Origin of the sequence: Micromonospora foliorum (genome assembly GCF_022229015.1) — a bacterium.
Lineage (GTDB): Bacteria > Actinomycetota > Actinomycetes > Mycobacteriales > Micromonosporaceae > Micromonospora > Micromonospora foliorum.
The window spans coordinates 1-14,376 of sequence record NZ_JAKKFF010000252.1 but is presented as its reverse complement, the minus strand read 5'-3'; the positions used below and the strand labels follow the sequence as shown (position 1 = coordinate 14,376).

The window sequence follows — 14,376 nt, the reverse complement described above, 5'->3', positions numbered from 1 at the left end:
CCTGCGCCGGCCGTCCCCGGACCGGCATGGATCCGACGTGGACCGGACGTCGGCAGGCTGGACGAATGTTGACCACGAAGAGAACCACCTTCCGGCATCCCAGCGGGGTTGACCGTCGACGCCGGCGGCTCCTCGGCAGCCTCTCGGCCGTCGTCGCGGTCCTCGTCGCCCTGTCGCTCAACGCCCCACCGTCGCTCGCGGGCACCACGCCGGCCGAGGCCGGCGGCAACGGCCCGGTCACCGTGAACACCACAGGCGGGTGGAACGGTCGCATCGACTGGCAGGCGTGCCCGGAACGGCCCGACGATCCGGGCACGCGGTGCGGCACCCTGCGCCTGCCGGTCGACTGGGCCCGACCGGGCGGGGAGACCTTCCAGCTCGCGCTGGCCCGACGCACCGCCACCGACCCGGCCGCGCGCATCGGTGCCCTGGTCTACAACCCCGGCGGTCCCGGCATGTCCGGGGTGGACGTGGTGCTGACGGCCGACAGCCAGCTCGGGCCGGACGTGCTGCGCCGCTTCGACATCGTCGGCTTCGATCCCCGGGGCACGGTCCGCAGCACACCGGTGCGCTGCTCATCGGCGCTGCTGGCCCGGCACCCCGCCCTGGCACCCGCCAACGCCGCGGAGTACGAGCGGCTGCGCACCTACAACGGCCAACTGCGCGACGACTGCCGCGCTCAGAGTGGCCCGCTGTTCGACCACCTCGACAGTGTGAGCGTCGCGCGTGACACGGATGCCATCCGGGCGGCACTCGGTGAGCGGCAGCTCAGCTTCTACCAGTGGTCCTACGGCACGCTGATCGGGCAGTCCTACGCCGAGCTGTTCCCTGACCGCGTCCGCGCGCTGGTCATGGACAGCGTGATGGACCACAGCCAGGGGGTCCGGGAGTACTTCCGCAGCGGGGCGGCCAGTAACGAGGCCCTGTTCCACGAGTTCGTGACCTGGTGCGAGCGGACTCCCAGCTGCGCGCTGCACGGTCGCGACGTCCCGGCACTCTTCGACCGACTGATGCGCCGTGCCGATGCCGGCACGCTTGTCGACGCGGGTACGGGCACCGCGCTGACCTGGTTCGAGCTTGGGTTCGCGACCTTCGTCAACTTCTTCGACGCGACCTGGGCCGATCTCGCGAACATGCTGCTCGCGCTGGAGCGGGGCGAGCCCGCCGCGCTCGCGTCCCCGATGGTGCCGGTCGACGGCGACAAGGACCTGACCGAGTACGCGCTACCGGCGTTCTGCCAGGACTGGTCGCTGCCGATCGACGGGTTCGCCGACTGGAACCGGTATCTCGAACTGTCCCGCGCCGCCTCGCCGCACCTGCGGGCCTCCCCGCTGGCCGTCCGCTTCGGTGCGATCTGCCTGGGCTGGACGGCGACCAACCCACAACATGAGCTGCGGGTACGGACGAGCGCGCCGCTGCTGGTGCTCAACGGGCGGTACGACCCGGCCACCCCGTACGACGGAGCCCAGCGGGTGGTACGCCAGCTCGGCAGCCGGGGCCACCTCCTCACCTACGAGGGGTCGGGCCACGCCAGCTACCCACGCAACGAGTGCACCCGTCGTCACGTGGAGCGGTACCTCATCACCAGGGCCACCCCGCCGCCCGGCGCGAGCTGTCCGGCCGCCCCGGTCTGACGCGTCGACGTCGTCACGGTGACGCCCCAGCTCACGGTAGGTAGCGCGACCGGTCCAACGACGCGTCGGTCAGGTCTGCTACCCCGGTGGCTGGGGCGCCGCCGCCGCACCCCTCTCGGGTCAGGAGCCGTCGGGCGGGTCGGCCGGCTGCTGTCCCGGCCAGAACGGCCACTCCTCGAACGATCGGCACCGTCCGTCGTCGGCGAACCGCATGACCCACAGGTCGCGGTACTCCTGGTCGACCGGGTCGCCGTAGCGGACCTCCTGGCGTGACACGGCGGTGTCCCCCTCGACCGCGACGATCTCCGTGGTCATCCGAAACACCTCGTCGGGGCCCTTGCGCTGCTTCTCCCACATCCGGGCGATGGCCGGCAGGCCGACGACGGGCGTCCAGTACGGCCCCTGCTGGTAGCTCGCGTCCTCGGTGAAGAGCGTGACCAGGGCGTCCGTTCCCGGGGTCCGCCACAGCCGCTCGTAGGTGGCTAGCCACTCCTCGACGTGCTTCCTGTCCATGGCCATCACCTTGCCATCCGAGCGGCGCCCAGCTGGGAGAACCCGCAGGCCGCGCGTGGCGCACACATCGGGGCGCTCGCCACCCTCGGCCCGGACACCCCCTTGACATCGAAAGGTGTCGCCAGCCACACTCCCGATGCTAATTCGATTTAGCTGCCATCGGAGCCCTCAACTCCCACCACCGGACCAGACCGCGACGAGCGACCACCACAAAGGAGTCTTCGCGCATGAGGGAAACGACCGGAAGACGCAGGCTCCGGCTTGCGATCTCGATTCTCGCGCTCACGGCACTCGGTGCGGGGGCCGTCGTCCCCGCACCGGCTGCCGCCGCGGGCAGGCCCACGCCCGTGCCGGGCGCGACGGTCAAGGCGGACCGCAATTCACCAACCGGTTACACCGTCACGTTCGTCTACCGCAATCCCCACGCCACCCAGGTCCGCCTCGCCGGGGACCTGACCCTGCTCGACGTCGACACCGGCACCACGCGCTACCAGCCGGAAGAGTGGCAACCGGGGCGCTACCACGCGGGCGGCACCGAGTTCCTCCGCGACATGACCAGGGGCCCGAAGGGAAACTGGTCGGTCTCGGTCCCGCTGCACGCCGGAGGTCTCAGCTACTGGTACCGCGTCTGGGACCCGACCCAGGGTTGGGAGAACAAGCGCATCTGGGATCCCGCCTCGACGAACCCTCGGCCGCCGGGCGAGTCCTCGTTCCGGGTCAGGAACAACGACGTTCTCGATGCCGTGTACGTGCCGTACGCAAGGAAGCAGAACGACCCGGTGCTGAAGGAGCGTGCGGACTACGAGCTTCCGGTGGCCGACCGCGCGAAGCGGGGAACCGTCCAGTACGTCCCGTACACGACGATCCTGGGCGACAGCGGCCACTACCTCGGCGTCTACCTGCCGGCCAACTACGACGCCAACCGCGCTGAGCCGTACAAGGTCGCGTACCTCGCCCACGGCATCTTCGGCGACGAGACCGACTTCATGGTCCCCGCGAACGTCCCGAACATCCTGGACAACATGACGGCCAGGGGTGAGATCGAGCCGACGGTGGTCGTCACCATGGGCAACCACTTCACGGGCACCGGCCTCGGCTTCGCCTCCTACAACCAGACCAACGCGGCCAACAACCTGGTCCAGACGATCCTTCCTCTCATCGAGCGCAGCTACAACGTCTCGACCGAGCGGTCCGGGCGCGCCTACGCCGGGTTCTCGTACGGCGGGATGACCGGCGGCGTCGTCATCAAGAACTACCCGACCACTTTCGCGTTCTACGGACACTTCTCCGGTAATCCGTCCCTCACCACCCAGGACTACGACACCATCGCTAACGCGGTCGGGGACGACGACCTCTCCGTCTTCCTCGGCAACGGCGTCTTCGAGGGCAACCTCAACGCCCAGAACGCCATCGCGGACAACTTCCGGACCCGGGGGTACGCTGCCGCGACGGCTCAGGTCCCCGGCGCGCACGACGGGATGACGGCCGGCCAACTGTTCACGATCTTCGCCCGGGACATCCTGTGGTCGGGCGTCGACTCCGTGTCGGTGGCGCCCGCGACGGTGAACCTGACGACGGGCTGGAACTGGACCAGGCAGTTCACCGCCCAGGTGACGACCAACGAGGGTGTGAGTCCGGCAGTGACGTGGTCGGTCCAGAAAGCCACCTCCACCGGGACCACCATCTCCGCGGAGGGTCTGCTCTCGGTAGCCGCCACGGAGACCGCGTCGTCGCTCACTGTCGTGGCCACGTCGGTGGTCGATCCGACCAAGTCACGCTCGGCCCAGGTCACCCTTACGCCTCCGGGCCCGGCACGAGTCGCGGTGAAGGCGAAGGCCACGCCGACCTCGGTCGTCCGTGGTGGCATGTTCACGCTGACCGTCGACGTGCGGGCACAGTCTCCGCACCGCAAGGCTCCGAAGGTGACCGGCGAGGTCGCCGTCACCTTCGGCGGCACCACTCGGGTGGTTCCGCTCCGCGGTGGCGCGGCCGTCGTCGAACTTCCGACCGACGGGTTGCCCACCGGGGTGTACCCGGTGCACGTCGCCTACTCGGGTGACCCGGTCCACGCCCCCACCGCAGCGGTCCACCAGCAGCTGCGGATTCACTAGCCAGCAGGGGTGGGCCGGCGACCTCTCGTCGTCGGCCCACCGTCAGGCGCCCGTCCGGACCGTCAGCTCACGCCCCGAACCGCCTCGATGATCGTCTCGGCGACCTCACTCGGCCGGGCCACCGTCATCGCGTGCGAGCCACCGACGACCTCGCGTTGCCCCCGGGGGTTGGCCCGCTCGGCCATGAAGCGGTGCACGTCGGCGGGAATGTTCTTGTCAGCGTCCCCGAACACGAACCAGCTGGGCAGCGAGCGCCAGGCGGGGTCGCCGGTGAGCTTGTCACCCAGGCCCTGTTCGGTGATCGGCCGCTGGGTCCGGGCCATCAGCGCGGCCATGTCGTCCGACGCGTCCGCGCAGAACTGGGCGTGGTACTGGTCCTGGCCGATCGCCACCTCGTTCCCACCGGTCGACACCGGGTACTGCACCAGCGTGTCGGCGAGGGTGCTGCCGGGGAACTTCGCGGACAGCGTCAACGCCGACTCACCGGTGTCCGGAGCGAAGGCGTTGACGTACACGAGGGCCCGCACCGAGGTGTCGCCGGCCGCGGCCTGGGTGATCACCATGCCGCCGTACGAGTGGCCGACGAGGACGACCGGACCGCCGATCCCGCGGACCACGTCCCGCACGTACGCGGCGTCGCCCGCTACGCTCCGCAGCGGGTTCGCGACGGCCACCGAGTCGTACGCGGCGCCCAGCCGCTCGAGCACACCGTTCCAGCTCGCCGACTCGGCGAACGCGCCGTGCACGAGCACGATGGTGGGCTGTGGATCAGGCATGACAGGTGCCCCCTCACTCCGTAAAGCTGTTCACCGCCGGTCGCACTGGTACGCCTGGATACCCGTTACGCGAGTGTGAAACGTCCGGTCCCGATTGGCAGGAGGCTGCGATGGCTACGACGACGCTGGCCGAGGTGATGGCCGAACTGGAAGGGCTGGAGGACCCGAAGGCACGGGAGGTGAACGCCAGACACGGTGACGATCATGGTGTGCCCCTCGGTGCGCTTCGGGCGCTCGCGAAGCGGCTGAAGACGCAGCACGATCTCGCGCGCCAACTCTGGGCGACGGGTACGACCTCGGCGAGGCTGCTGGCGATCCTGATCTGCCGTCCCAGGGCGTTCGAGCGGGACGAGTTGGACGCCATGGTGCGCGAGGCACGCACCCCGAAGGTGCACGACTGGCTCGTGAACTACGTGGTGAAGAAGAATCCGCACGCCGAGGAGCTGCGGCTGGCCTGGTTCGCCGACCCGAATCCGGTGGTCGCGAGTGCCGGCTGGGCGCTGACCACCGAACGCGTGACGAAGAAGCCCGAGACGCTCGACCTCGCGAGGCTGCTCGACGTGATCGAGACCGAGATGAGGGACGCGCCGGATCGCCTGCAGTGGGCGATGAACCACTGCCTGGCGCAGATTGGCATCGAGCACGCCGAGCACCGCATTCGGGCGATCGACATCGGCGAACGCCTGGAGGTGCTGAAGGACTACCCCACCTCCCCCGGCTGCACGTCTCCGTTCGCGCCCACCTGGATCGGCGAGATGGTGCGCCGAGCGCGATAGAAAGCGGGTTCCCGGTCTCGACCGCGTCAGCGGGGTCGACGCCATCTCCCACGCGCCCCTATAGTGAGTTCCATTATGAGACTTACTACTTTCTGGCGGTGGTGGGTCGCCGGCACGACCAGCCAACTCGGCTCGGCGGTCGGCGCGGTGGCGCTACCGCTGACCGCGCTGACCGTGCTCGACGCGACGGCCTTCGAGATGGGTCTGATCACGGCGGCGAGCTATCTGGCGTACCTTCTGATCAGCCTGCCGGCGGGGGTGATCGTGCAGCGTGTGCCGCTGCGCGGCATGCAGGTCGCCCTGGATCTGGTCCGGTCGCTCGCCATCGCGTCGGTTCCGCTGGCCTGGTGGTTCGACATGCTGACGGTGACCCAGCTGATCGCGGTCGCCCTGGTGGTGAGCTTCGCCAACGTGCTGTTCGACGTGGCGAACCAGACCTTCCTGCCGGAGATCGTGCCGGCCGCGCAGTTGCAGGCCCGCAACAGCCTCACCTCCGGGACGCATGCCGCCACCGCGCTGGGCGGGCCATCCCTGGGCGGTCTCGCGGTGCAGTTGCTGGGTGCGGTGCCGACGCTGTTCGTGGACGCCGTCAGCTACCTGCTCTCCGCGGTGTTGCTGCGCACCCTGCCGGCCCGGCGGGTGCAGCGACCGGCCGAGCGGCCACCGATGGTCACGATGATCCGTGAGGGCTGGCACTTCGTGCTCCGACACCCGATCATCGGACCGGCCATGTGGGACGCCACCGCGACGAACTTCGTCAACGGCGCCATGCTGGCCCTCTTCCCGTTCTATCTGGTGCGCGAGCTGCACGCCTCGCCGTTCATGGTCGGGCTGCTGCTCGCCGCGGACGGCCTCGGCACACTCATCGGCGCTGCGCTGACGACCCGGTTCACCGATCGTTTCGGCACCGCCCGCGGCCTGATCATCTCGGCCTTCGTCGGTGTGGTCGGCGCGCTCATCATCCCGTTGGGCACCGGCACCACCGCATTCCTGGCCTTCGCCGTCGGGAACCTCATCTTCGCCGGTTCCACAGTGGTGCTCAGCGTGACCACCCGCACGTACCGGATGCTCGCCAGCCCGCCGGAGCTGCTGTCCCGGGTGATCGCCACGGTCAAGTTCGTCTCCTGGGGCGCCATCCCGGTCGGCGGCCTGCTCGCCGGCATCCTGGCCGGGCCACTCGGCGCCCGCACCACCCTGCTGATCTTCGGGGCGCTCACCGTGCTGTCCCCGATCATCTATTTGTCGACGCCGATCCGCCGGCTGCGTGACCTGCCACTCGACCCCACGCCGACACCCACCGAGGCCCGGGTGTGAACCGGCCTTGTGTGTTTTCGGTTGGTCCACAGTGCTCACTCGGGATGTCGACACAAGGTGTAGCCCGCGGTTTCCCGGGGCAAGAACCCGCGCATGGAGGCAACGGCAGGGTGCGAGGGGCAACCGCTCGGCCAGTGGCACCGGACCGGTGAATCGGATCGGGCCGGGCTGGCGACACCGCTGCCGGCGGCCTTCGTCTGATGCGGCTGAGGCACAGCCTCCCCCCGGTGGCTTTCGGAGCGGTGGCGCTCGGCGCGGCTCTGGGTGCCAACCCCGCCCATGCCGACACGCCGCCGCCGCGTCTCCCGCTGGTGGAGCTGGCCACCTCACCGAAGGTCATCAAGGTTTCGGTGGCCGATCTGATCGAGGTGCAGCTGACCGTCCCGTTGCCCCTGCCGACCGCGGTCGTCCCCTTGCCGCTACCCGTGCCCCTACCGTCGACGGACCCGCTGCCCCTGCCGTCGGCCGTTCCGGTGCCGACGCCGTCGGCCACACCCTCCACCGTGCCGCCACGTCGGCCGGCCCCTACCCCATCGTCGTCGAAGGCCACGCCCACACCGTCCACCTCGGCGTCCCCCGATGGACGCGTGGCCTCGCCGCCAACGCCGCCACCGTCGACGCGGTCCCGGGGTGGCGACCAGGGCACGTCCGATGGCCGGGCGGCCAAGCAGGCGCGGGCGACGATGACCGCCGTCACCGGAGAGCGGCCCGACCCGCCGGCCCGTCCCGCACCGGGGCCACCGGCGTTCGTGCTGGCGCTCGCGTCCGCACCGGCCGGCGTCGGTGCCGGCGGCGCTGATCCACCCACGTCGACAGCCGAAGCTCCGCCGCCCACCTCGCCGCTGCGGCCAGGGCTCACCGTCACCGCCGTCGACATACGCGCCACCAGCCGTCCTGTGGAGCGGGGCCCTCCCCCGCCCCAACACCTCCTGATCACCCACTCGCGTCCACGACGTTGATCAGGAGAGGTTCATGGAAATCGCCGTTATCTGGATCCCGGCCCACATCGAGCCGTCGGAGCCCGCCGTCGCGAGGTGTCTCAGCCACCTTCGCCGACACTCCTACCGATTCGCAGGAATCATGCGGGCCTCGTGGGAGACCGTCGAGCAGACGATGATCGACGGTGAGGTGGATGTCGTCGTCATCGCCGACTTCGCCCACCTCCCGCCGGATCGGTCCCCCCGGATCGAGCTGGCCAGCTGCCCCGGCGTCGACGCGGACGAGGACCGAACGGTTCCCGACCCACAGCTCGACTGACACCACGAAGCGCCCCATCCGCTATGGACGGGGCGCTTCGTCGATCTGGCTTATCGATCCAGACACCCTGCTGGTCAACACGCGACGCCGTGGACGACGGCAGAAGGCTACTTCGACGTGATGCCGTCGTACGGGTCCCAGTGCGCGACGTAACGCAGAAGTGAACGGGCCAGGTCCTGGTTGGCCGCCGCCCATCTGGTGTCGAAGAGGAACCACTGGTCGAACCCGAAGAAGTCATCGATGTACCGGGCGACCTGCGCGATGTGCGGGTCGATCCGGATCAGCGACCCGACGGACGGCGCCGGGGTCATCATCTCCAGCGTCTCCCGGTGGATCTCGTCGTGCGTGAACACCCGGTCGAGGTTGGCGGGCGACGGGTCGTATCCGGGCAGCCGGGCGTAGCGCGCCAGCGCCACGCCAGCGTCCTCTTCGTCCGGCGCGATCAGGGCCCGCAGCAACCGGGCGTCGTGCGGCCAGAGCCGGGTGTCGGGCGCGTCGACGGCCCGAAGACGGGCGGCGAAGCCCGGCAGAGTGAGGCCGGGGAAGACGAGGGCGCCAGCCAGATCCAGGTTCGTCTCGATACCAGGCGGATCCCAGCACAGACGGACCGAGAAGACGGCCTCCGGCCCGGACGGAGCGATGCGGACGGTACGGACCGGCACGCCATGCTCGAAGACCGCACCGGGCGCGGCGGCGTCGGCGCGCAGCGGCCAGGTGTCGTGGAGCAGGTACGCGAGCCGGTCAGGCGACGCGGTGGCGGCGTCCTCGTCGACGAAGTAGTAGGCCAGATCCACCTCGTCGTCGTCGGTCCGCACACGCAGGGCGTGCTCACCGAGCCGGATGAACGTGCCGTCGTCGTCGCCCTCCACCCAGAGGTGCTCGTTCAGCAGGTCGCGCAGCTCGTCAACCGTCTCCGGCGGTGGCAGGTGCCGCTCCCGGGCCTCCTCGAAGATCGAGTCCAGGCCGTAGACGTCCTCGCCCAGCTCGCTCTCGATCCATTCTCGTGGGTCGTCGCGACCCCAGCCCCGGCGGAACCAGTCGAGCGGGGTCGCGTCGGGCACGGTGACCACCCGCTTGCTGAACGGCGATTCCTCGCGCCACCGGCAGACGAAGTACATGCGGCGCACTCTAGGCGAGCTGACCGACAGCGAACCCGTGCCGACAGCACGGCGGTCGCCACCGGCAGAAGCCGCGGCGCCCCCACGGGAAACCCGTACCACCAGAATGTCGGGCGGTGGCATCATGTCGCCATCACCGGGACCGACAGGGAGCAGACCATCGGCAACTCCGACACGATCACGTTGTGGCGGCCCACCGGGCAGGCCGAACTCGACCTTGTGGCGGCGGCCGGGTGGCGGGCTTGGCCACCACGCCTGCCCGACCAGCCGATCTTCTACCCCGTGCTCAACCGCTGGTACGCCACGAAGATCGCCCGCGAGTGGAACGTCCCCGCCAAAGGCGTCGGTTACGTGACCCGGTTCGACGTGCGACGTTCCTACCTGGACCGCTACCAGGTTCAGCAGGCCGGTGGTCGCGATGTGCTGGAGTACTGGATCCCCGCCGAGGAGCTTGACGATTTCAACGCCCACCTCGTCGGCGCGATCATCGCGGAGGCCGAGTACCGGGGCCCCGTCGACGACGAGGAGTTCACCGACGCGGAGGAGGCCCTGGGTCGGGCGCTGCCTGAGGCGTGGCGCACCTACCTCCAGGGCGAGTCGTGGTTCCGGCGAGGCTGGATGACCACCGAGGCCTACGTGTGGCTCAATTCGCCACGCGAGATGCTCGAGCTGCACGAGGCGTGGGACCAGGCCACCGTCGCCCACCCCGGTATCGCGATCATCGGCGGTGACGGTTCCAGAGAACAGCTCGTCCTCGACCTGCGCAGTGACCCCGCCCCGGTGCTGCTCGTCGACATCGTCAGTGGCGGGTGGGACACCGCCATCCGGCAAGCCGACGATGTCGGCCAGCTTCTCGACCGCATCGAGGCGGGCACCTTCGCGTTCGACCTGGAGGGCTGACCCGAGCCGGGCGACGAGCTACCGATCACCCTCGCCCCGACCCGGTCACGACGCCCCGGCGAACCCCTGGCTCAGGCCGCGACGGCCGCCCGGACGTCGTCGTCGGCGGCGCGCAGCCGGGCCGCGGCCTCCTCGGCGGTGCAGTTCGCCAGCAGCAGCACGATGGCCGTCTTGGCGTGCCCGTGCGCCGCAGCGAGCGCCCGTGCCGCCGTGTCGAGGTCGGTGTCGGCGGCCTCGGCGACGATCCGCCGCGCCCGGTCGACGAGCTTCTCGTTGGTGGCGTTCATGTCCACCATCAGGTTGCCGTAGACCTTGCCGAGCCGGGCCATCGTGGCGGTGGAGAGCATGTTGCAGACCAGCTTCTCGGCGGTGCCGGCCTTGAGCCGGGTGGAGCCGGTGAGCACCTCGGGGCCGGTGGGCACCTCGATGGCGACGTCGGCGTGCCGGCTGGCCACCGCGTCGGTGTTGCAGGCCACCGAGACGGTCGCCGCGCCAAGCGCGCGGGCGTGGTCCAACCCACCGACCACGTACGGGGTACGGCCGCTGGCGGCGAGCCCGACCACCGTGTCGCGGGCGGTCAGGCCGACCGCGTCGAGGTCGGCGACGGCGCGGGTCGGGTCGTCCTCCGCGCCCTCGACGGCGACGCCGAAGGCTTGTGCCCCGCCGGCGAGCAGACCGACGACCCGGTCGGGCGTCGTACCGAAGGTGGGTGGGATCTCGACGGCGTCGAGCATGCCGATCCGGCCGCTGGTGCCCGCGCCGAGGTAGATCAGCCGCCCGCCCTGGCGGAGCGACGCCACGATGACGTCGACGGCGGCGGCGATGTCCGGCACGGCCCGGCGGACGGCGTCGGCGACCGTCCGGTCCTCGTCGTTCATCGCGAGAAGCAACTCGGTGGGAGACATCCGGTCGAGGTCGCTGGTCTTGTCGTTGCGGGTCTCGGTGCCGAGGGTGCTGAGGTCCACGGGGTGCTCGTTCCTCTCGCTGGTGTGCAGTCGCCGGCCGGCGGGGAGAGGTCTCCGGTCGCCGGCGACGGCTCACCGTCGAGCGCGTCCTCGCGACCCGCCGCCGCGGCCGGGCCGAGGCACAGCTGCGAACAGTCCCCGTATCAGCAGGCTGAAACCACAGCGTAACCAGCCCGGACGGGCGGTGGCAAAAAGTTTCGCGTTACCCTGGGTCAACGTCACTTATTGACAATCGCTGGTTGGGAGCGAGCCGTGCGTCAACTCGACCTCGTCGTGATCGTGCTGTACCTCGTGGTGATCGCCTTCGTCGGATTACGCCTGTCCGGTAAACAGAAGTCCGCCAAGGACTACTTCGTGGGCGAGGGTCGACTGCCCTGGTGGACCGTCTCGTTCTCCGTGGTCGCCACCGAGACCAGCGTCCTGACCGTGATCAGTGTTCCCGGCGGCGCCTACAGCGGGCAGGGCTTCGGCAACGTCGAGCTGGCCCTGGGTTACGTCATCGGTCGGGTCGTCGTGGCCGCCGTGCTCATCCCGCTCTACAAGCGGGGTGGGTTCGTCAGCGCCTACCAGTACCTCGGTGAGCGGTTTGGCCTGAAACTCCAGGGTCTGGCGTCGGTGACGTTCGTCTTCACCCGCCTGCTCGCCGAGGGCGTACGGCTGTTCGCCTCGGCCATCCCCATCAAGCTTCTCCTCGACGAGTTCGGGCTGAATGTCGGCTATCAGGCCATCATCATCGTGCTGACGCTCATCACGGTGGTCTACACCTACCTCGGTGGCATCAAGGCGGTCATCTGGACCGACGCCATCCAGATGGGGCTGTACCTGGGCGGGGCGATCCTGGCCATCGCGGTGCTCAGCCACGCCGTCGGCTTCGACGGCTACTCGCAGGCGCTGGACGCCGGCAAGTTCCAGCTCTTCGACACCAACTTCACGCTCGCGCACGTGCTGACCAGCCCGTTCGCCCTGCCGACCGCGATCATCGGCGGCGCGATCTTCGCAATGGCCAGCCACGGGTCGGACCAGCTGATCGTCCAGCGCATCCTGTCCACCCGCACGCTGCGCGAGGGGCAGAAGGCGATGATCTCCTCGGGCATCTTCGTGGTGATCCAGTTCGCGGCGTTCTCCCTGGTCGGCGCGCTGCTGTGGTCGTACAACAAGGGTCAGACCTTCAAGGAACTCGGCCTGGCGAGCAGCGACAACCTCTACCCGAGCTTCATCCTGCACGCCCTGCCGGTGGGCATCTCGGGTCTGCTGGTGGCCGGCATCCTCGGCGCCGCGATGGGGTCGCTGTCCTCGGCGCTCAACTCGATGTCGAACTCCACAGTCGCCGACTTCATCCACAGCTTCTTCCGCACGGTCCCGTCCGACGACGCGATGCTCCGGCTCGCCCGGGTGATGACCCTGGTCTGGGCGGTGCTGATGGCGGTATTCGCCTGCGCGTTCAGCTCCAGCACCGGAAACGTCTACCTGACCGGTTTGACCATCGCCGGCTACACCTACGGCGCGCTGCTCGGGGCCTTCCTGCTCGGCCGTCTCGTCAAGCGGGCCAACCAGGTCGACGCGGTGATCGCCTTCCTCGTCACCGTGGCGGTGATGACCTACATCGTCCGCTACGTCAAGATCGATGTGACGACGGCCGGGACCACCACCGCCACCGCCATCGCCGCGCAGTGGCTGGTCCCGATCGGCGTCCTGATCACCCTGGTCGTCGGCGCGGTGTCCAGCCGGTTCCACCCGGCCCCGGAGACGCCGTACGACCATGGACGTACCGACGAGGTCGACGACGACGCAGCGGCGACACCCGTCGGCCGGGCGTGAAGGAGGACGTGATGCGCGTGATCGGCCTGATGTCCGGAACCTCCTACGACGGCATCGAAGCCGCCGCAGCCGAGTTCGAGCTGAGCGGCGACACCCTGCGGATGCGACCGCTGGGCCGGCTCAGCCACCCGTACTCCGACGAATTGCGCACGCAGATCGCCGCCGCCCTGCCGCCCGCGGCGACCACCACCGAGGCGATCTGCGTGCTGGACACCGGCATCGGCCAGGCCTTCGCCGAGGCCGGCGTGCGGGCCCTCGCCGAACTGTGCGACGGCCAGGCCGACCTGGTCGTCTCGCACGGGCAGACCATGCACCACTGGGTCGAGGCGGGCACGGTTCGGGGCACCCTCCAGCTGGGTCAGCCGGCCTGGATCGCGGAGGCCACCGGTCTCCCGGTCGTGGCCGACCTGCGCAGCCGCGACGTCGCCGCCGGTGGCCAGGGCGCTCCCCTGGTCGCCCTCTTCGACGCGCTGCTGCTGGGCGGTCTGCCCGGCGTTCCGGCCGCCCTGAACCTGGGTGGCATCGCCAACATCACCGTGGTCGCGCCGGCCGCGGACCCACTCGCCTTCGACACCGGCCCGGCCAACGCGCTCCTCGACGCCGCCGCCCGCCACTTCAGCGGAGGCACCGAGGAGTACGACCGGGACGGGCGTGGGGCCGCCGCCGGGCAGGTCAACCCGGAGCTGCTGCGGCGGCTGCTCGACGAGCCGTACTACCGGCTGCCCGGCCCGAAGAGCACCGGGAAGGAGCTGTTCCATCTGCCCTACCTGCTCGCCGCCCTCGCCGACGCGCCGACCCCGGAACCGCAGGACGTGTTGGCCACGCTCACCCGGCTGACGGCCGTCACGGTGGCCGGCGCCTGCCGCGACCACGGCGTCACCCGGCTCGTCGTCTCCGGCGGCGGCGCGCACAACCCGACGCTGATGCGCATGATCGCCGAGGAGCTACCGGGCGCCGACCTGTCCTCCAGCGACGACCTGGGCATCGCGTCGGACGCCAAGGAGGCGCTGGCCTTCGCGCTGCTGGGCTACCTGACCGTGCACGGGCTGCCGGGCACCCTGCGCTCGGGCACCGGCGCGCGGCACGCCTCGGTGCTCGGCAGCATCACCCCCGGTCGGCAGCCGCTGCGGCTGCCGGCGCCGGTCAGCACCGCTCCCCGCCGACTGCTGATCGCCGGCCGAGCCCCGAGGCGTT

The 14,376-nt window shown here is 70.1% G+C and carries 12 protein-coding genes and 1 pseudogene; 9 read left to right on the top strand and 4 right to left on the bottom strand.

All coding sequences use genetic code 11. The features are described 5' to 3' along the window. The first annotated feature begins 65 nt into the window (after window positions 1–65). Entirely contained in the window at window positions 66–1,634 is a 1,569-nt protein-coding gene (locus PSH25_RS19125) for an alpha/beta hydrolase (RefSeq protein ID WP_238660381.1), read from the top strand. 120 nt (window positions 1,635–1,754) lie between these two features. On the opposite strand, the gene PSH25_RS19120 is transcribed toward PSH25_RS19125, so the two are convergent. Then, a complete protein-coding gene (locus PSH25_RS19120) occupies window positions 1,755–2,147 on the bottom strand; it encodes a YybH family protein (RefSeq protein WP_238660380.1) in 393 nt (130 codons plus the stop codon). A gap of 347 nt (window positions 2,148–2,494) precedes the next feature. Here PSH25_RS19120 and PSH25_RS19115 point away from each other — a divergent pair, with 347 nt between their 5' ends. Continuing rightward, entirely contained in the window at window positions 2,495–4,258 is a 1,764-nt protein-coding gene (locus PSH25_RS19115) for an alpha/beta hydrolase-fold protein (protein ID WP_238660379.1), read from the top strand. A gap of 62 nt (window positions 4,259–4,320) precedes the next feature. Here the strand turns inward: PSH25_RS19115 and PSH25_RS19110 are convergent, their stop codons facing one another. Next, on the bottom strand, window positions 4,321–5,034 hold the full coding sequence (locus tag PSH25_RS19110; RefSeq protein ID WP_238660378.1) for an alpha/beta fold hydrolase: 714 nt from the start codon (window positions 5,032–5,034) through the stop codon (window positions 4,321–4,323). A 110-nt stretch (window positions 5,035–5,144) separates the two neighbouring features. Between PSH25_RS19110 and PSH25_RS19105 the strand changes: the two genes are divergently transcribed. The 4 genes from PSH25_RS19105 to PSH25_RS19090 all read left to right on the top strand — a co-directional run bounded on the left by PSH25_RS19105 (window position 5,145) and on the right by PSH25_RS19090 (window position 8,381). Next, complete coding sequence (locus PSH25_RS19105; RefSeq protein ID WP_308193693.1) at window positions 5,145–5,810, top strand: DNA alkylation repair protein; 666 nt, start codon at window positions 5,145–5,147, stop codon at window positions 5,808–5,810. A 75-nt stretch (window positions 5,811–5,885) separates the two neighbouring features. Next, entirely contained in the window at window positions 5,886–7,124 is a 1,239-nt protein-coding gene (locus PSH25_RS19100) for an MFS transporter (RefSeq protein ID WP_238660377.1), read from the top strand. Between the two features lie 227 nt (window positions 7,125–7,351). Further along, window positions 7,352–8,083, top strand: coding sequence for a hypothetical protein (locus tag PSH25_RS19095; protein ID WP_238660376.1), 732 nt, complete (start codon window positions 7,352–7,354; stop codon window positions 8,081–8,083). A 13-nt stretch (window positions 8,084–8,096) separates the two neighbouring features. Further along, the gene (locus tag PSH25_RS19090) at window positions 8,097–8,381 is read left to right on the top strand and encodes a hypothetical protein (RefSeq protein ID WP_238660375.1); all 285 of its coding nucleotides are present in this window, start codon (window positions 8,097–8,099) and stop codon (window positions 8,379–8,381) included. Between the two features lie 107 nt (window positions 8,382–8,488). On the opposite strand, the gene PSH25_RS19085 is transcribed toward PSH25_RS19090, so the two are convergent. Further along, entirely contained in the window at window positions 8,489–9,499 is a 1,011-nt protein-coding gene (locus PSH25_RS19085) for a hypothetical protein (protein WP_238660374.1), read from the bottom strand. A 159-nt stretch (window positions 9,500–9,658) separates the two neighbouring features. On the opposite strand from PSH25_RS19085, the pseudogene PSH25_RS19080 reads away from it, so the two are divergent. Next, window positions 9,659–10,006 (top strand): annotated as a pseudogene (locus PSH25_RS19080) (ADP-ribosylation/crystallin J1); the annotation flags it as partial. Window positions 10,007–10,470: 464 nt separating this feature from the next. Here the strand turns inward: PSH25_RS19080 and murQ are convergent. Beyond that, window positions 10,471–11,364, bottom strand: coding sequence for an N-acetylmuramic acid 6-phosphate etherase (gene murQ, locus PSH25_RS19075; protein ID WP_238660373.1), 894 nt, complete (start codon window positions 11,362–11,364; stop codon window positions 10,471–10,473). A gap of 252 nt (window positions 11,365–11,616) precedes the next feature. Between murQ and PSH25_RS19070 the strand changes: the two genes are divergently transcribed. Further along, window positions 11,617–13,182, top strand: coding sequence for a sodium:solute symporter (locus tag PSH25_RS19070; protein ID WP_238660372.1), 1,566 nt, complete (start codon window positions 11,617–11,619; stop codon window positions 13,180–13,182). A gap of 11 nt (window positions 13,183–13,193) precedes the next feature. Then, on the top strand, window positions 13,194–14,376 hold a 1,183-nt coding region (locus PSH25_RS19065; RefSeq protein ID WP_238660371.1), incomplete at its 3' end, for an anhydro-N-acetylmuramic acid kinase.

Bases quoted from the DNA above. Each gene is read 5' to 3' on its own strand.
- PSH25_RS19125 (WP_238660381.1), top strand. From the start codon at position 66: ATGTTGACCACGAAGAGAACCACCTTCCGGCATCCCAGCGGGGTTGAC.
- PSH25_RS19120 (WP_238660380.1), bottom strand. From the start codon at position 2,147: ATGGACAGGAAGCACGTCGAGGAGTGGCTAGCCACCTACGAGCGGCTG.
- PSH25_RS19110 (WP_238660378.1), bottom strand. From the start codon at position 5,034: ATGCCTGATCCACAGCCCACCATCGTGCTCGTGCACGGCGCGTTCGCC.
- PSH25_RS19105 (WP_308193693.1), top strand. From the start codon at position 5,145: ATGGCTACGACGACGCTGGCCGAGGTGATGGCCGAACTGGAAGGGCTG.
- PSH25_RS19100 (WP_238660377.1), top strand. From the start codon at position 5,886: ATGAGACTTACTACTTTCTGGCGGTGGTGGGTCGCCGGCACGACCAGC.
- PSH25_RS19090 (WP_238660375.1), top strand. From the start codon at position 8,097: ATGGAAATCGCCGTTATCTGGATCCCGGCCCACATCGAGCCGTCGGAG.
- PSH25_RS19085 (WP_238660374.1), bottom strand. From the start codon at position 9,499: ATGTACTTCGTCTGCCGGTGGCGCGAGGAATCGCCGTTCAGCAAGCGG.